Raw genomic sequence first — 16,984 nt, 5'->3', positions numbered from 1 at the left:
TCGTTGATGCATTGGCCGAACGCGAGCGGGGGCCGGGCGATGGTCGGCGCAGGTCGCCGCCCCCTCCGCATTCGCGGCCCGCTCATGCGGGCGTGGCTTCGAGTTCGGCCGCGGCCGCGCGCTGCGGCACCGGTTGCGCGACGGGTATCGGGCGCTGCTGCGCCGGCGACTCGCCCGCATACAGCGCTTTCGGATCGAATACGCGCGCCTGCAACGGCGTGAACGCGCGGAAATTCCACAGGCTGCGCGCGACGAACACGCGCTGCACCCAGCGAAACGCGCGATCGTTCTCGTCGTATTGCGGATCGAAGCGGTCGCGCGAATGCAGCGTGAAATGGTTGTTGATCAGCACCAGCTTGCCCGGCGACACCTGGACCCCGAACGACACCTCGCGCACCGCGCGATACAGGTTGGCCAGCGCCTCTTGCGCACGCGTGTTGACCGCCAGCACCATGTCCGGATAGAACGCGACCGTCACGCGCGGCGCATCGAGCGGCCCCGACAGCACGGCACTCAGGTCGGTGTTGTCGCGCGGCGTCGGTGCCGCGCCGCGCCACCGGTACGGCACGCGGATGATGAAGTGCTCGCCGTAGAGCAGCGCGATATCGTCCGGCGACAGCAGTTGAAGCGCGCGGCGCGCATCGGCGAGCCGCGTGTACGGGCCGCCGCCGGCCTCGCTGCGCACGCCGAGCAGCAGCAACGCGAACGGCGACGTGTCGCCTTCGGGCATGTGGGCCTGCGCGGCGTTCTCGATGTGGAAATCAAGCTCGACCTCCGAGCCGAGACCCGTATAGTCGCGCGCGGTCGCCTTGTGCGGCGTGAGATTGTTCACGAGTTCGCGGCCTTCGTGCGCGATCGAATACGGCTCGCCGGCCAGCGTGCTCAGGGCGACCAGCACGTTCTCGCTCAGCACGCCGGCCTTGAACGAGCGGCCGGTTTCCTCGAACCTCGGGCTGCCCTGCACGTCCTCGTCGATCGGCAGGTTGTCGATCTCGATCGAGCCGTGCGCGTCCGCGGTCGGTGCCTTCGCGCGGTCGAATGCGTCGACGACCCGGTCCGGAAAGGCATTGTAGGCGAGCTTGCGTACTGCGCTGATGTAGCCGGCGCCGCCGGCCGGGTCGTAGGCCAGCGCGCCGAGCGTCTTCCGGATGTGACCGGATTCCGCTGCCGTCAAAACGATGCGTTCATCTGCGAGATAGGTCATAGGTCTCTCGTATAAAGAATCTTGGGTCGAAGAGCGGTTAGGCACCACCGCCGCGCTTTGCCGTCCTCGGTGCGCAGCGCTCGACAAGACTAGGAGACCTCTGTTGCGTTGCGAAATGATATTAAATCGATTGCTAACAAAAATAATCGATATAAGTTCAGCAACACGACCGGCGTCATGCCGCATCGGTCGCGCCGGCCCTTAACACGAATACTTGTTAAAAAATCGCTGCTTATTATTTGTATTCGCCAGCGTGTCGATGCTAGTTTTCTGTCGGATTCGACGATGCGGCCCGCCCTCGACGGGCGGCCGGCTCCCTCCCTCCGCCATACGGAAACCCGCCAGATGAATCGATACCGCCTGCTGCGCTGCGCCTTCGGATACGACGTGCCGTTGCCGGCATGCGGCCTCTCGTACCATGCGCTCCACTCGCACCAAGCAGCCCGGGAGCCGCGATGAGCGAGCAGGTTCCCGCGCTCGACAGCGCGCTCACCGCGGCCGCGCCGCCGCACCGCACGTCGCTGCGCGCGATCTTCCCGACCGTTGCGGCCGCGAGCCTCGGCTTCGCGATCGTCCAGCTCGACGTGACCGTCGTCAACGTCGCGATTCCGAGCCTCGGTCATTCGTTCGGATCGAGCGTCCACGGGCTGCAATGGATCGTCGACGCGTACACGCTGTCGTTCGCCGCGCTGCTGCTGACGTCCGGCACGCTGGCCGACCGCTTCGGCAGCCGCCGGCTGTTCGCGTACGGCCTCGCGCTGTTCCTGCTCGCGTCGCTCGGCTGCGCGCTCGCGCCGTCACTGGCGGCGCTGATCGCCGCGCGCGTCGCGCAGGGTGTCGGTGCCGCGATGATCCTGCCCACGTCGCTCGCGCTCATCACCCACGCTTGCGCGAACGATGCCGCCGCGCGCGTGAAGGCCATCGCATGGTGGAGCGCGACGGGCGGCGCGATCAGCGCGGCCGGGCCGACGCTCGGCGGCCTGCTGATCGATTCGCTCGGCTGGCGCGCGATCTTCTTCATCAACCTGCCGATCTGCGCGCTCGGGCTGTGGCTCACGCTGCGCCACGTGCGGGATTCGGCCGCCGCGCGCACACGGCTGTTCGACCCGGCCGGCCAGATCGTCGCGGTGCTCGTGCTCGGGCTGCTGACGGGCGGGATCATCCGGGCCGGCGCGCACGGACTGGGCGACCCGTATGCGGCCGGCGCGCTGGCCGCGTCGGTCGTGCTCGGCGCGCTGTTCGTCGCGATCGAGCGGCGCGTGGCCGCGCCGATGCTGCAGCTTGCGTTCTTCCGGATCGCACGCGTGCCGGGCACGCTCGCGATCGGCGCGGTCACGAATGCCGCGTTCTACGGGCTGATCTTTTCGCTGAGCCTCTATTTCCAGAACGCGCGCGGCTTCACCGCGACCGAATCGGGGCTCGCGCTCGCGCCGCTCACGATCATCATGCTCGCCAATATCGCGAGTGCGCGCCTCGCCGTCCGGTACGGGTTCCGCACGACCGTGATCGTCGGCCTCGCCGTGTCGCTCGCGGGTTACGTGTGGCTGTGGCAAACGCTCGCCGCGCACACGCCGTATGCGCTGCTGGCGCCGGGGCTCGCGGCGATGGCGATCGGCGGCGGCATCGCGATTCCCGCGCTGACGTCGACGATGCTCGGCAGCGTCGAGGCCGGCCGCTCAGGCACCGCGTCCGCGATCCTCAATACCGCGCGCCAGGTCGGCGCCGCCGTCGGCGTCGCGGCGCTCGGTGCGCTGGTCGCGGGCCAGGGCACGGCGATCGTGGCCGGCGCGGCGCGCGCGTTCGCCGTCGCGGCCGTCCTCGTCGCCGTCTGCATCGTGTTGGCCGCACGCTGGCCGGGCGATGCGCCGAACGCCGGCACGCGGGCCTGAGCACGCGCTGCCCGCCCCCTCTTTCAACCGATCCCACAGCCGAGCGAGGAATCCATGCAGCATCGTTTCATCGATACCGTCCTGATCGTCGACGGCGCGTCGACCGCCGCCTATCTGGCGCCCGCATTTCGCGCGTACGGCATCCGTTGCGCGCACGTGATCAGCGACCCCGATTTGCCGGACATCTACTGGAACCAGTTCGTCCCGTCCGACTACATCCGCCAGGTCCAGCATCGCGGCGACATCGACGCGACGCTCGCGCAACTGAGCGACCTGCGGATCGGCGCTGTGCTGCACGGCCTGGACGCGGCGCTGGAGCTGGCCGACACGCTGGCCGAGCGGCTCGACGTGCCGTACCGCAACAACCTCGCGACGTCGGCCGCGCGGCGCGACAAGTTCGTGATGAACGAGCGCATCCGCCAGGCCGGCCTGCGCGCGCCGGCGCACTTCCACAGCACGTCGGTCGACGAAGCGCTCGAATGGGCGCGCGCGCACGGCACGCTGCCGCTCGTCGTGAAGCCGGCGCGCAGCGCGGGCGTGGCCGGCGTGAAGATCTGCCGGACGCTCGCACAGGTCGAGGACGCCGCGCGCGACGTGCTGGCCACCCGTTCGCTGTACAACCAGCCGAACGACGACATCGTGATCCAGAGTTATTCCGAGGGGCAGGAATACATCGTCGACTCGGTGTCGTTCGAAGGCCGACATCGGGTGGTCAGCCTGTGGGAAGTGCACCGCGACCGCACGCACGCGCCGCGCCTCGACAAGATGTTGGTGCTGAACCACGCCGACCCGCGCTACGCGCCGCTGCTCGATTACGCGGCCGACGTGCTCGACGCGCTCGACGTGCGCTACGGGCCGACCCATCTCGAGCTGTTCGATACCGCCGACGGCCCGACGATCGTCGAACTGAACGCGCGGCTGCACGGCAGCCTCGATCCGCGGCTGACCAGCGCGGTCAGCGGCGAGAATCACGTGTCGGCCGCGGTCGAAGCCGTGCTGCATCCGGAGCGGCTGTTCGGCGAAACCGCCGCGCCGACGGATTTCCGCGGCTACTGCGGGCACGTGCTGCTGCTGTCGTCGCGCAACGGCGTGCTCGCGCAGGACTTCACATGGCAGGCGATCCAGGCGCTGCCGTCGTTCGTCGGGCTCAAGCAATGGATCAAGGTGGGCGACACGCTGCGCGTGACCACCGACCTGAAGACGGCGCTCGGCACGGTCGGCCTCTACAGCCCGACGTTCGAGCGGCTGCTCGAGGATTGCCGGCGCATCCGCGAAATCGAGGCCGATTTCTTCGCGGACGAACGCGCGATCGCACCGGCGTAGCGTAGCGGGCGTTGCCGGCGCTGCCGGCGCTGCCGACTAGCGCGCGAGCAGCGCCCCCGCCTGCCGGCCCAGCACCGCGCGCAATGCATCGAGTTCGGGCAGCGCGGGCGCTTCTTCGGGCGTGACGAGATAGGTCGTCACGCTGTCGAGATCGTCGAACGCATGCGCGCGCAGCTCCTTGCGCGCCACGTGCTCGGCCGTGATCCGCTTCGGCAGGATCGCGACGCCCATGCCGGCCGCCACGCATCCGAGGATCGCGCCGAACGTGCCGAACGACGCCACCGATTCGATCGCGAAACCGCGCGCCTTCAGCCAGTGCTCCGCGACCGCGCGATACGGGCAGCCGTCGTGAAACGCCAGCAGCCGCACCGTGGTGTCGGCCAGCAGTTGCCGGCGCGTGACCGTGGCCGCGCTCACCAGCACCATGTCCTCGGCGAACGCGGGTTCGTAGCGCAGCCCGGGCCGGACGACCGCGCGCGCGGTGAGCGCCGCGTCGATCCGGCCGCGCAGCAGCGCGTCGGCCAGTTCCGGCTCGCTGCCGATCTGCACCGCGAGACCGAGCGCCGGATCGCGTTCCTTCAAGGCGGCGGCCAGCGCCGGCAGCCGCGTGGCCGCCGTGCTTTCCATCGACCCGAGCCGGAAGCTGCGCGCGACCGGCGTCTCGCGCACCACCTGCGTCGCTTCGTCGACGAGACGCAGGATGCGGTCGCAATACGGAATCAGCCGGCGCCCGGCATCGTTCAGCACCAGCCGCTTGCCGTGCCGGTCGAACAGCGGCGCGTCGAGCGACTCTTCGAGCTGACGCAGCCGCGCGGTCACGTTCGACTGCGTGCAGCCCAGCCGTTCGGCCGCGCGCAACGCGCTGCCTTCCTGCACGACGGCCCGGAAGGTTTCGAGCAGAGGTATGTTCATATCACTTTCTCTTGTTACCGATTCAGTTTATATCATTTTACTTCGCACATCATCCGGATTAGCCTAGGCAACATTCGATGCTGGCCGGCCCTATTCCGAGGAATCCGCATGTCATCCGCTGTCTGCTCCGGTTTCATGTCCGCTTGCCGCCGGCCCGAGGCTCGCCCGTGCGCGCGCTGATCGCCGCGACGGTGCGGCGCGGGCCGACCGTGCTCGCATGCGGCGTCGGCCTCGGGCTGCTGGTTCCGCCGCTCGCGGCTCTCGCGCGGCCGCTGATGCCCGTCACCGTGTTCCTGTTCGTGCTCGGCACGCTGCTGCGCGTCGAGCCCAGCGCCGTGCGCGCGGTCGCGCGGCGGCCGGCCGTGTCGCTGCTGCTGCCCGCCGCGACGATGATCGCGTGCCCGGTCGCGCTCGGCATTACCGCACGGCTCGCCGGCCTGCCGTACGACTGGGTCGTCGCGCTGGTGATCGCGTATTGCGCGCCGCCGTCGAGCGGCACGTCGACGATCGCGCGCATGCTGTCGCTCGACGCGAGCGTCGCGCTCGTCGCGACCCTCGCGTCGATGGCGTTCGTCCCGCTCACCGCGCCGCTACTGACGGCCTGGTTCAGCCACGATGCGGCCGTGGCGATCTCGCCTGTGAGCCTTGCATTGCGGCTCGCGCTGCTGATCGGCAGCGCCGAGGGCGTCGCGCTGCTCGTGCGGCGGTTTGCGGGTGCGCGGCTCGATCGTTATGCGACGCCCATCGACGCGATCGTCGTCGTCGCGCTGCTGGTGTTCGCGCTCGGCACGATGGCCGGCATGCAGCAATCGATCATCGACGCGCCACAGCGCGCATTGACCGCGATCGCGCTGGCGTTCGCGGTCAACGCGGGTTTCCAGATCATCGCGTACGGGCTCACGCCCGGCGACGTCCGCACCCGGCTCAATGTCGCGCTGATCGTCGCCAATCGCAACGTCGGCCTGATGTGGGCCGCGCTCGGGCTCGCCGCGACGCCGACCATGGCGCTCGTGTTCACGTGCGCGCAGTTGCCGATCTATACGCTGCCGCGCGTGGTGCAACACCTGCTGCCGCGCCTCGAAGCGCAACGCCTGCGTCGGCGTGCGCGTTAGCCGGCGCGTGAAGCGGCGCCATTCTTCCGTCCTCGATCAAGGATCCAGCATGAAGCGACTCATCGTGATCGGCGCCCGCGCCACCGGCAGCAGCGTGGCCCTCGTGCGCGCCGCGCTCGCGCGGCAGGTGGCCGTGACCGTCATCACCGCGCCCGGCCATCGTCTCGACGGCGTGTTTCCCGACGGCGTCGAGACGGTCAACCTCGCGCCCGACGCCGGTCAGCTCGCCAATTGGCTGCGCACGCGCTTCGCCGGCGAGCTCGACACGCTGCGCGTGACGACCGCGCACGACACCTATGCGCGCACCGCCGCGTGGGTCGCCGACGCACTCGGCCTGCCCGGCCCCGATGCGCGGCAGGTCGCGCACGCCGTGTCGAAGTCGAACCAGAAAGCGTTGCTCGCCGCGCACGGCATCCCGGCCGCGCAATTCGTCTCGGGCACGCTGGCCGCGCCGGCGGCGCTCGCGGCCGCGGCCGACCCGTTGCGCTTTCCGGTCGTCGTCAAGCCGTCGGAAGGCTCGGCGAGCGATGGCGTGCGGCGCTGCGAGGACATCGCCGAAGTCCGCGCGCAGCTCGACGCGCTCGCCGCCGCGCAAGCCGATACGCCGTCGCTCGCGACCGAGCGCGTCGTCATCGAGGAATTCCTGAGCGGCAGCGAATACTGCGTCGAGTATTTCGACGGTCGTTATGTCGGCGCACTGCGCAAGCTGAAGCGCCATGGCGCCGGTTTTCTCGAACGCGGTTATACGTCCGAACTCGATCTCGATGCCGACACGCTGCGCGCGCTGATCGACGTCGGCACGCGTGCGACCGCGGCCGCCGGGCTCACGTGGGGGCCCGTGCACCTGGACTGCATCGTGCACGACGGCGTGCCGCACGTAATCGAACTGAATCCGCGCATCGCGGGCAGCTTCATCTGCGACATCGTGCGCGACGGATACGGCTTCAACGTGGTCGACGCGTTGCTCGACAAGCTCGACGGACGCGCGGTGACGATCCCCGAGCTGTTCGAGCCGCACGCGTATGCCCGCGCCGAATTCCTGCTCGACAGCGATCCCGGCGCGTGGCGTTTCGCGCAGGCCGGCGAGATCGACGATGGCGCGGTCACGATCAGCTACGGACCGCAAGTGCTGCCCGATCGCGAACGGCGCGCGTTTCTGTATGTGCGTGTCGCGCTGCCGGCCGCGCATCGTGCGCACGGGACGCCCGGGCATCCCGGTGCGTCGACCCATGGCGACCCTGTCGCGCGGCCGACCGTTTCCGGCTGACGTCACGACCCACCTTCGACACGACCGGCGCCGGCGCGCGCCGATCGATTTCCCGACCCGTCCCCGCCTTCCTTCACCATGACGACGCTTTTTTCTGCCGTGTATCCGCGCACGCTGCGCACGTTGACCGACCGCTTCACGGCCGGCACCGCGACCCGCATCGAGGCCTGGCTGTTCGAAGACGAAACGGCGCGCCGCGATGCCGAACGCACGCTCGCCGCACGCGGCATCGACGCGGTGTTGCGCAGCGCGTACAAGCCGCTGCTGCATTTCTTCATCGAGGAATTCGCGCCACCGCGCACCGACCGGATCGTGGTCCGCACGCCCGCCGGCGCACACCAGCGGTTCCGGCTCGAAGCGTATCCGCTCGCGGGCTGGCTCGCGCCGCTCGAGTTCGCGTTCGAGCCCGGCGACGATCCCGCGCACTATGTCGTCGAAGCCGACGGAGTAACGCATCGCATCTTCGCGCCCAACGACGCGACCGCGTCGCCGTGCGGCTGGTTACGAGCATGGCACGGCGACACGCTGATCGAGGACGCGCCGCTCGTCACCGAATTCGAGGCCGCCGCGGCCGCGACGCTGGACGCGCTGCGCGCGCATCCATGGCCGGACAACGCGCCATTCTTCGACATCCTGCGGATCGCGATCGCCACCTCGGGCATCGAACGTACGCTGCCGTATGGCGAGGAACTCGTCAGCACGCTCGAAGCGTGGACCGAGGACGCCTATTACGGTGCGGCCGAATTCTTCCACGCGCATGCGGGCCGCGACGCATCCGACCGCACGTTGCAATCCGGCCAGATCGTGCCCGAGATCGTTCGCACGCAAGGCGATACAACGCTGCGCATCACGCTTGAAACGCATGTCCGCGCGGATACGGCGGAAACCGACGCCGCCTCGGGCGACACGCTCGCGTCGCCGGCCGCGCTCGCGGCGGTCGACCGACCGCTGTCGCCGCCCGACGTCGCCCGCGCGCTCGACGCGCTGCCGGGCGAGCGGTTCGCCGTCACTTCTCACCAGGGCCGCGGCGTAAACGGCATATACGTGCGCGGCGCGTTGCCCGGGATCGTCGTCACCGCTGGCCAGCATGCGAATGAAACGTCGGGTGTCGTCGGTGCGCTGCGGGCCGCCCACGCGCTCAACACACGCCCGGATGCGCACTACGCGCTCGTGCCGCTCGAGAATCCGGACGGCGCCGCGCTGCATCATCACCTGCGCGCCACGCATCCGACGCATCTGTCCCATGCGGCGCGCTTCACCGCGCTCGGCGACGACCTCGAAGCCCGCACGCAACCGCCGTTCGGCGAGAAAGCCGCCCGCCTCGACGCGATCGAACGCACCGGCGCGCGGCTGCACCTGAGCCTGCACGGCTACCCCGCGCACGAATGGACGCGGCCGCGCAGAGGCTACGTCCCGCGCGGCAGCGAACTCTGGTCGATTCCGAAGGGTTTCTTCCTGATCCTGCGGCACCACGCGGGCCACGATGGGCGGCCGTTCCTCGATGCGCTGACCCACGCGCTGTCGCAATCGGACGAACTCGTGGCATTCAACGAACGGCAACTCCATGCGTGGCACGCACATGCGGGCGACCTGCCGTTCCCGCGCATCAACGGCATTCCGTGTCATGTGCTCGAGGATCACCGCTCGACCGTGCCGTTCACGCTCATCACCGAGTTTCCCGACGAAACCATCGAGGGCGACGCGTTCCGGCTGGCCCATACGACGCAAACGCGCGCGGTCGAACTGGCCGCCGGCCTGTACTGGGCCGGCCTGCTCGGCTGACCTGCACGCGCCCCTTCCTCACACCGGAGACCCGGCATGGAACAGCGGAATCGCCACACCAATCTGCAGAAGGTCGTCGCGCGCTCGCACGGCGAATGGGACGATGCGCAGCGCATCGGCCTCGCCGGCATCAACGCGACCGTGTCCGGCCGCAACCGGCTGCACGACGCGCACGGCCGGCAGTTCGCGCATTTCTGCACGACGTCGTATCTGGGCCTCGACTACGACGAGCGCATCCTCGAAGGCGCGATGAACGCGTTGCGCGCGACGCGCACGCTGCGGATCGCCAACTCGCGCAACCGCTGCAAGCTCGCGATCCTCGACCGCTACGAGCAGGCGCTCGGCGCGCACTTCGGCGCGACGGCCAGCGTCGCGCTGTCGTGCAGCGCCGCGAGCACCGGCGTGCTGCCGCTGATGGCGGCCGGCCTGCTGAGCGACGGCGTGCGGCCGGTGATGGCCTTCGACCGTTTCGCGCATTACTCGATGAACCACGCGAAACCCGCTTGCGCGGACGAAACCGACGTGCTGACCATCGCGCACAACGACCTCGATCATCTGGAGTCGCTGTGCCGCCAGCACCGGCAGGTCGCCTACATTGCCGATTCGTTCTACAGCATGGGCGGCGTGTCGCCGGTCGCCGACGTGATCGCATTGCAGCAGAAGTACGGGATGCTGGTGTACTACGACGATTCCCACGCACTGAGTGCGATCGGCCCGCTCGGCCGTGGGCTGGTCCATGCGGTGCTGAGCGAATTGCCCGAACGCGTGTTCGTCGTCGCGTCGCTGGCCAAGGCATTCGGTGCGAGCGGCGGCGTGCTCCTGTATCGCGACGCCGGCACGCGCAACCTGATCGACCGTTACGGCGGCCCCGCCAACTGGTCGCAGAGCCTGAATGCGGCCGCGATCGGCGCCGGCCTCGCGTCGCTCGACATCCATCAGTCACCCGAGCTGCCCGCGTTGCAGGCGCGGCTGCAGCACAACCTGCGCCGCTTCGACGCCGCGCTCTCGACCGCGCAGCACGGCAGCGCGTCGCCGATCCGGCTGCTCCGCTGCGGCGATGCCGAATTCGCGAACCGGATGGCCGCCACGCTGCTCGAGCGCGGTTTTCTCACGTCGCCGGTGTTCTTTCCCGTAGTGCCGCAAGACAGCCCGGCCGTACGCGTCACGCTCCGCGCGGACATGACCGACGACGAGCTCGACGCATTCTGCGCGAGCGTCGACGCACTCACGCCGATCTGCGCGTAACGGACGACACGGATGCGCAAGCCGATCCGCTTCAACGCGTTCCTGCTGAACAGCCCGACCCACCTCGCGCCCGGGATGTGGACGCATCGCGACGACCGTTCGCGCGACTATCTCGACATGGCGCACTGGCTCGCGCTCGGCCGCCTGCTGGAAGCCGCCCGCTTCGACGCGATTTTCTTCGCCGACGTGCTCGGCCCCCATGCGGCGCACGGCGACGGCCTCGCGCGATCGATCGAATCGGCCGCGCAACTGCCCGTCAACGATCCGCTCCCGGTGATCGCCGGCCTCTCCACCGTCACCGAGAACCTGTGCTTCGGCTTCACGTCGTCGGTGTTCGCCGAACACCCTTACGTGTTCGCGCGCCGCATCTCGACGCTAGACCACCTGACGCGCGGCCGCGTGGCCTGGAACATCGTCACGTCCTACCTGCCCGGCGCGCTCGACAGCCTCGGCCGTCCCGAGCTGGCCGACCACGACCTGCGCTACGACTACGCCGACGAATACCTGTCGGTCTGCTACCAGTTATGGGAAGGCAGCTGGCGCGACGACGCGGTGCTGCGCGACGCGGCTGCCGGTCGTTATGCCGATGCCGCCCGCGTGCGCGCCGTCGCGCATGCGGGCCGGCACTTCAACGTGTCCGGCATTCACCTGAGCGAACCGTCGCCGCAACGCACACCGCTGCTGTTCCAGGCCGGCGCATCGCCGCGCGGCATCCGCTTCTGCGCGCAGCACGCCGAATGCGCGTTCGTGGTGGCACATTCACCGGAACGACTCGCGCAGCTCGTCGACGCGATCCGCGACCGCACCGAACAGGCGGGCCGGCCGCGCGACGCGGTCCGCATCTATGCGCAGGCGGCGATCGTCGTCGCCGAAACCGACGCGCTCGCCGCCGCGACGCTCGCCGATTACCGCCGTCACGTCGATCGCGACGCCGTGCGGGCGCTGCTGTCCGGCTGGCTCGGCATCGACTTCGCGGCACTCGATGGCGCGGCGCCATTGACGACGTTCGACAACCGCGCGATCCAGTCGCTCGCGACCCAGTTCGCGCAGGCCGACGGGTCCGGCTGGACCGTCGATCGCGTGATCGACTGGGCCGGCCTCGGCGGTCTCGGCCCGGTGCTGTCCGGTAGTCCGCGCACGGTCGCCGACGCGCTCGAACACTGGTTCGACACGACCGGCATCGACGGGCTCAATGTCCCGTACCTGACGCTGCCGGATTCCTACCGGCAGATCGCCAGCCTGCTCGTTCCCGAACTGACGCGTCGCCAGCGCTACCCGGCTGCCTATGCGCCGGGGTCGTTCCGGGAAAAGCTGTTCGGTGCCGCGGCGCGGGTGCCGGACAATCATGCTGCAGCGCGTTACCGGTGGTGATCGCCTGATCCGGCTGGCGGGCGGGCCGCCCGTTCCGCGCTGAAGCGTCGCGAGGCGTTATCGGCGCGAATGTCGTCTTGCGCGGCAAAAATATACAATCGACGCGATGCATCGAAGGTATGCCACGCCGGCCGCCCACTCTCGCTTGCCACCATGAACGCACCCGCTGACGATTCTCCTTCCGCCCCATCGGTACTCGGCGTCTATCGGCAACGGGCGGATCCGTCCGCCGGACAGTGGATCGTCAGCCGCTCCGAACGCGCGCACATGTACCGCATCCAGCATCACCGGCCCGACGGCAGCACGTCGGTCGATACGGTCGTCGATGCGGACAACCTCGACGCGAAACTGCACAAGTGGCTTCAGGAAGGTTTCGTCCGGCGCGAAGCCGGCGAGCGCGCGGCCCCTGCCCATCGCGGCGGGTTCATGCAGGACCTGCGCCGCGCGCGGGCGGCGCGGCGGTCGACCGCCGGCGATGCAGCGCATACCGCGCACGTGGGCGGCGTGCCGATGCCGCGCGGCCCGGGCGGGCCGCTCGTGCCACCGCCGAACCCGGCCTACCTGTTCACCGCGCGCGCGACGAACGTGCTGGAAGACATCGTCGAGAACCGGCGCATCCTGCTGATCGGGCACACCGGAACGGGCAAGACGAGCCTCATCGAGCAGGCCGCCGCGCAGGCCGGCCACGGCGTGCTGCGCTCGAACATGAACGGGCAGACGACGGTCGGCGACTTCGTCGGCTTCTGGACCGTCAAGGGCGGCGAGACGATCTGGGTCGACGGCGTGCTGCCGACCGCGATGCGCGAAGGACTGTGGCTCATCGTCGACGAGATCGACTTCGCGGAACCGGCCATCCTCGCGGTGCTGACCGCCGTGCTCGAACCGGCCGGACGCCTGCTGCTGAAGGAGAAAGGCAACGAGATCGTCGTGCCGCATCCGTCGTTCCGGCTGTTCGCAACCGCCAATGCGGTGGGCGCGATGGGCCAGTTCCGCCACCTGTACCAGGGCGCGAACGTGATGAACGAGGCGTTCCTCGACCGCTGGCGCGTGTACCACCTCGACTATCTGCCGCCGCCCGACGAGGCGCACGTGCTGCAGCGGACCTTCGGCGCGGCCATGTCCGACGCGATGGCCGACACGCTCGCGGCGATCGCGGCCGACTGCCGCGCCGCGTTCGTCCGCGAGGATCTGACCAGCGCGTTCTCGACGCGGCGCCTGCTCGACTGGGCCGAGCTGATGCTGCGCACCGGCGACCCCGAATCGGCCGCCGGCCCGACCATCTATGCGAAGGTCAGCGCGGAAGATGCCGACCTGATTCGCAGCATCATCCGCCACTACATCGCCGTCGAGGCCTAGCGCGATGGACCGGGACGACGATGCGCGCGCGCTTCACCTGACACGGCTGGCCCGCACGCTCACGCAACGGCACGGCATCGAAGTGCGGTTCGCAAGCCATGGGCCGATCGTGCAGCGCGACGTGCTGGTGCTGCCCGATACGCTGCTCGCCGGCGATGTCGACGACGACGCGATCACCGGCTTCGTCGACCTCCATGCGGCACGCACACGCTTCGGCGTAATCGACGATGTGGCCGCGCTGGCATCGCCCAGTGTGCGGGCCATCGCGCAGGCGATCGACGATCGGCGCGCGGCCGCTCGCCTCGTCGCGATCTATCCCGGCGCGAACACGTTCCTGCGCCGGATGCGCGCGGCGTCGGCCACCGAAACCCTCGGCCGATGGCCCGGGATCGCGTGGCGCGACAAACTACTGTGGCGCATCGAACGCGCGCTGTGGGACGAACAGCCGTCCGCCATCGAGCGCGTGCCGTCGCTCGACGCCACGATGGCCGCATCCGACGATCTCGTCGACGACGCGCGCGCCGCGACATCGACGGCCGACAGCATCCGAGCCGCGCACCGAATTGTCGAACGCGTGCGCGCGCTCGCGTCGGCCGGCGCCAACAACATGATGTTCACGGCCGATCCGGGCAGCACGATCGACAGCGCGAGCATCGCCGCCGAGTTCGAATCGGACGGACAGAGCGCATCGGACGACGCGCGCGCGCCGGTCAGCGCCGAATCCGGCGCCGGCGCGATCGCCGATACCGAGTCGTCGACCGAAGCGCCCACGCCGGGCGACGCGGCGCCCGGCTCGATCCGCTTGTCCGCGGACAATCGGCCGCTGTTCTCCGTCCCGCTGACCACCGCGTTCGACACGATCACCGACTTCACGGGAAAAGGCGAACCGGCTCGCTGGCATCGCCTCCGCGGCGCGGCGCGCGCGCAGACGGAGCCGCTCAAGAGACGACTCGAACGCGCGTTGAAAGTGGACGAGCAAACGCGCTGGAAGCGCGAACAGGAGCGCGGCGAACTCGACCGGACCTCGCTCGTGCGCCTGGCGACCGTGCCCGGCTATCGCACGCCGTTTCGCGTCAAACGCGCGGCGCCGGGGCGCGACGCGGCGGTCAGCCTGCTGATCGACTGCAGCGGCTCGATGGCCGGCAAGAAGATCGAACTCGCCACCCTCTGCGCGGCCGCGCTGTGCGACGCGCTGATGCAGCTCGGCTTCGCGTGCGAAGTGCTCGGCTACAGCTCCGTCGAGGATGCCGCGATGCGCGCGCATTACCGGCGCTGGATCGACGGCGGTAACGGAACATTCGGCTATAACCGCTTTGTCGAACGGCTCGACTTGCGCGTCTACAAGCGGTTCGATTCCGACAACCCCAGCGGCCTGGCCTGCGTCGAATGCGGCCACGAGAATCCCGACGGCGAGGCGTTGAGCTGGGCCGCCGAGCGGCTGCTGTCGACGCGCGCGCGCCGGCGCATCCTGATGGTGCTGTCGGACGGCTATCCGGCAACCGGCGACGGCAACCCGGCGATCCTGCGCACCGACCTGCGCGCACGCGTCGATGCGCTGCGCGAGCAACGCGTCGAGTTGATCGGCGTCGGGATTCTCGACGATGCGGTCGAAGCGTTCTATCCGGTCAGCAGCGTGGTCGAACACTTGCAGGAACTGCCGGGCGCGGCGTTCAGCGTACTAAGCGATACGCTGCTGGATCGGCGGTAGTGGCGGGCGGGCAGGCCCTGATGTTGCGGCCGAATCTGCGCGTCGCATGACACGACCGCAATTGAAAAATCACGTTTGAACCTGCGCTGAAATCCGCGCGCTCGCGTCCAGCGATCCGTTGACGTCGTCCGCAAATGCCCGGCGAAGAACCGCACGGCCGGTCAATCCGGCATCCTTGGCGGCCACGTGTGGCTTTCCGCCTGACAATGCCTGCACCACGCGTAGAGCGCGTCGTACATCACCAGGCCGTGTTCCAGCATGTCGTGATCGTCGGAAAACACATGCGACAAACCCAGTGAAATCGCGTAAAGCCCGCTCGACTGCGGCGTCAAGTCGAGCCGCGACGTATCCGCGCCCCGAACGATGCGGGCCATTTGCTGCAAGGCCGGATCGTCGCCCAGACCGTATTTGTCGAGAAACGCGTCGAAGCTGCAATTGTCGCCGACATGCGTCAACGCCACACCCGGAATGTCGTACGGGATCGCGCCGGTCTCGCCGGCGATGCGCAGGACGTCACCCGGTGGTACGTAGAGAAAGTCAGGTGCCTCGTCGATAAAACGAACGATCAGCCAGGGACAGGCAATCCGGTCGATCTTGGGACGTTCGCGCGTAATCCATTGCATGACAGCCTCCACGGTCAGTGATGCAACAGCGGATACACCACCAGGCCAATCACGGCGGCCCCCGCCACGATCGCCGGCTCCGACAGTTTCTTGAACTTGACCAGCAATACAATCGTCGCGAGCGCCATCAACGCCGTCGGCACATCGACGATCGAACGCTTGGCCAGAACAATCACCGACCCCGTAATGGCGCCCACGGCTGCCGCCGTGACGCCGTCGACAAACGCCAGAATCGCCGGCAGCTTGCCGTACTTCTTGAAATACGGGGCCGGCAGCACCGTGAACAGATAGCACGGCAGGAACGTGCCGGCTGCCGCCACGCACGCACCGGGCAGGCCGGCCACCAAATAGCCGATGAAGCCCACCGTGATGACGACCGGCCCCGGCGTGATCATCGCAACCGCAACGGCGTCGACGAACTGCTTCTCGTTGAGCCACTGGTGCTCCGTGACCACGCCGCCATAGAGGAACGGCACGATCGCGAGCCCCGAGCCGAACACGAAGGCGCCTGCCTTGGCAAAGAAGACGGCAAGTTGTGCAAGCTGCGGCCAATCGACGGTACCCAGCAATGCGCCCGTGGCGGAGACGGGCACGGCGACAATCGCATTGACACGCCGTTGGCGTACCCACTTGGGTGGCGAGCGCCTGAACCAGACGAGCAGGCCCGCCGCAAGAAACAGCCACGCCACTTCGGATTCGGTCACGACCGTCACGGCAACCAGACCCAGATAGATCGCCCATAGCAGCTTGTCTCTGCCGATGCTCTTTGCAGTCAGCTTGCGCGCGCTGATCGCGATAATGCCGATCACCGCCGCGCCGACGCCGTAGAACACCGACTGCATCCAGGTCAGGCCGCCGAATCGGGTGTACGCGTAGCCGAGCAGCACGACCATCAGAAACGACGGCAGCACGAAAGCGATCCCGACCAGCGTGGCACCGACGATACGGTAATGCACGTAGCCGAGATAGATCGCCAATTGCGCCGCCAGCGGACCGGGAGCGAGCTGCGCGAGCGCGAGACCTTCCTTGTAGTCCGCGTCGGCGATCCATTTGCGGTTATCCACGAGGTCGCGATGCATATAGCCGGCGAGCGCAACCGGCCCGCCGAACCCCGTGGTGCCGAGCCGCGCGAAGTATCCGATCAGTTGCCACAGCGTATAGGCAGGACGGTCGCGATGTGTATTCATGGTGC

The 16,984-nt window shown here is 68.7% G+C and carries 13 protein-coding genes; 9 read left to right on the top strand and 4 right to left on the bottom strand.

Features of this window, described 5'->3' with window-relative positions; all coding sequences use genetic code 11:
• Nucleotides 1–82: 82 nt before the first annotated feature.
• Nucleotides 83–1,204: a TauD/TfdA family dioxygenase gene (locus VL15_RS37175; RefSeq protein ID WP_048251866.1), complete on the bottom strand. Its 1,122-nt coding sequence runs from the start codon at nucleotides 1,202–1,204 to the stop codon at nucleotides 83–85.
• A 455-nt stretch (nucleotides 1,205–1,659) separates the two neighbouring features.
• On the opposite strand from VL15_RS37175, the gene VL15_RS37170 reads away from it, so the two are divergent.
• Nucleotides 1,660–3,093: an MFS transporter gene (locus VL15_RS37170; RefSeq protein ID WP_048251864.1), complete on the top strand. Its 1,434-nt coding sequence runs from the start codon at nucleotides 1,660–1,662 to the stop codon at nucleotides 3,091–3,093.
• A 54-nt stretch (nucleotides 3,094–3,147) separates the two neighbouring features.
• Nucleotides 3,148–4,416 carry an ATP-grasp domain-containing protein gene (locus tag VL15_RS37165; RefSeq protein WP_048251863.1) on the top strand — a complete coding sequence of 423 codons (1,269 nt, stop codon included), beginning with the start codon at nucleotides 3,148–3,150 and terminating at the stop codon, nucleotides 4,414–4,416.
• 36 nt (nucleotides 4,417–4,452) lie between these two features.
• On the opposite strand, the gene VL15_RS37160 is transcribed toward VL15_RS37165, so the two are convergent.
• Entirely contained in the window at nucleotides 4,453–5,328 is an 876-nt protein-coding gene (locus VL15_RS37160; protein WP_048251862.1) for a LysR family transcriptional regulator, read from the bottom strand.
• Between the two features lie 167 nt (nucleotides 5,329–5,495).
• Between VL15_RS37160 and VL15_RS37155 the strand changes: the two genes are divergently transcribed.
• The 7 genes from VL15_RS37155 to VL15_RS37125 all read left to right on the top strand — a co-directional run bounded on the left by VL15_RS37155 (nucleotide 5,496) and on the right by VL15_RS37125 (nucleotide 15,169).
• Entirely contained in the window at nucleotides 5,496–6,440 is a 945-nt protein-coding gene (locus tag VL15_RS37155) for a hypothetical protein (RefSeq protein WP_048251860.1), read from the top strand.
• A 49-nt stretch (nucleotides 6,441–6,489) separates the two neighbouring features.
• Nucleotides 6,490–7,707, top strand: a complete 1,218-nt coding sequence (locus tag VL15_RS37150) for an ATP-grasp domain-containing protein (RefSeq protein WP_048251859.1) — start codon at nucleotides 6,490–6,492, stop codon at nucleotides 7,705–7,707.
• Between the two features lie 78 nt (nucleotides 7,708–7,785).
• The gene (locus VL15_RS37145; RefSeq protein WP_048251858.1) at nucleotides 7,786–9,489 is read left to right on the top strand and encodes a hypothetical protein; all 1,704 of its coding nucleotides are present in this window, start codon (nucleotides 7,786–7,788) and stop codon (nucleotides 9,487–9,489) included.
• 36 nt (nucleotides 9,490–9,525) lie between these two features.
• The gene (locus VL15_RS37140; RefSeq protein WP_048251856.1) at nucleotides 9,526–10,734 is read left to right on the top strand and encodes an aminotransferase class I/II-fold pyridoxal phosphate-dependent enzyme; all 1,209 of its coding nucleotides are present in this window, start codon (nucleotides 9,526–9,528) and stop codon (nucleotides 10,732–10,734) included.
• A 12-nt stretch (nucleotides 10,735–10,746) separates the two neighbouring features.
• Nucleotides 10,747–12,105: an NtaA/DmoA family FMN-dependent monooxygenase gene (locus tag VL15_RS37135; RefSeq protein WP_048251854.1), complete on the top strand. Its 1,359-nt coding sequence runs from the start codon at nucleotides 10,747–10,749 to the stop codon at nucleotides 12,103–12,105.
• 153 nt (nucleotides 12,106–12,258) lie between these two features.
• Nucleotides 12,259–13,461 carry an AAA family ATPase gene (locus VL15_RS37130; protein ID WP_048251852.1) on the top strand — a complete coding sequence of 401 codons (1,203 nt, stop codon included), beginning with the start codon at nucleotides 12,259–12,261 and terminating at the stop codon, nucleotides 13,459–13,461.
• A 4-nt stretch (nucleotides 13,462–13,465) separates the two neighbouring features.
• A complete protein-coding gene (locus VL15_RS37125; protein ID WP_048251851.1) occupies nucleotides 13,466–15,169 on the top strand; it encodes a cobaltochelatase CobT-related protein in 1,704 nt (567 codons plus the stop codon).
• A gap of 161 nt (nucleotides 15,170–15,330) precedes the next feature.
• On the opposite strand, the gene VL15_RS37120 is transcribed toward VL15_RS37125, so the two are convergent.
• A complete protein-coding gene (locus VL15_RS37120) occupies nucleotides 15,331–15,792 on the bottom strand; it encodes a chromate resistance protein ChrB domain-containing protein (protein WP_048251850.1) in 462 nt (153 codons plus the stop codon).
• 14 nt (nucleotides 15,793–15,806) lie between these two features.
• Nucleotides 15,807–16,979, bottom strand: coding sequence for a chromate transporter (locus VL15_RS37115; protein ID WP_048251848.1), 1,173 nt, complete (start codon nucleotides 16,977–16,979; stop codon nucleotides 15,807–15,809).
• Nucleotides 16,980–16,984: the final 5 nt, after the last annotated feature.

Origin of the sequence: Burkholderia cepacia, from assembly GCF_001039005.1 — a bacterium.
Classification (GTDB): Bacteria; Pseudomonadota; Gammaproteobacteria; order Burkholderiales; family Burkholderiaceae; genus Burkholderia; species Burkholderia theae.
Note: the sequence above shows the minus strand (reverse complement) of the source record. Positions and strands in the feature narration are given on the sequence as shown.

Excerpts from the sequence above, each read along its gene's own strand:
- VL15_RS37175 (WP_048251866.1), bottom strand. The coding sequence starts at position 1,204 with ATGACCTATCTCGCAGATGAACGCATCGTTTTGACGGCAGCGGAATCC.
- VL15_RS37170 (WP_048251864.1), top strand. The coding sequence starts at position 1,660 with ATGAGCGAGCAGGTTCCCGCGCTCGACAGCGCGCTCACCGCGGCCGCG.
- VL15_RS37165 (WP_048251863.1), top strand. The coding sequence starts at position 3,148 with ATGCAGCATCGTTTCATCGATACCGTCCTGATCGTCGACGGCGCGTCG.
- VL15_RS37160 (WP_048251862.1), bottom strand. The coding sequence starts at position 5,328 with ATGAACATACCTCTGCTCGAAACCTTCCGGGCCGTCGTGCAGGAAGGC.
- VL15_RS37150 (WP_048251859.1), top strand. The coding sequence starts at position 6,490 with ATGAAGCGACTCATCGTGATCGGCGCCCGCGCCACCGGCAGCAGCGTG.
- VL15_RS37145 (WP_048251858.1), top strand. The coding sequence starts at position 7,786 with ATGACGACGCTTTTTTCTGCCGTGTATCCGCGCACGCTGCGCACGTTG.
- VL15_RS37140 (WP_048251856.1), top strand. The coding sequence starts at position 9,526 with ATGGAACAGCGGAATCGCCACACCAATCTGCAGAAGGTCGTCGCGCGC.
- VL15_RS37135 (WP_048251854.1), top strand. The coding sequence starts at position 10,747 with ATGCGCAAGCCGATCCGCTTCAACGCGTTCCTGCTGAACAGCCCGACC.
- VL15_RS37130 (WP_048251852.1), top strand. The coding sequence starts at position 12,259 with ATGAACGCACCCGCTGACGATTCTCCTTCCGCCCCATCGGTACTCGGC.
- VL15_RS37125 (WP_048251851.1), top strand. The coding sequence starts at position 13,466 with ATGGACCGGGACGACGATGCGCGCGCGCTTCACCTGACACGGCTGGCC.
- VL15_RS37120 (WP_048251850.1), bottom strand. The coding sequence starts at position 15,792 with ATGCAATGGATTACGCGCGAACGTCCCAAGATCGACCGGATTGCCTGT.
- VL15_RS37115 (WP_048251848.1), bottom strand. The coding sequence starts at position 16,979 with ATGAATACACATCGCGACCGTCCTGCCTATACGCTGTGGCAACTGATC.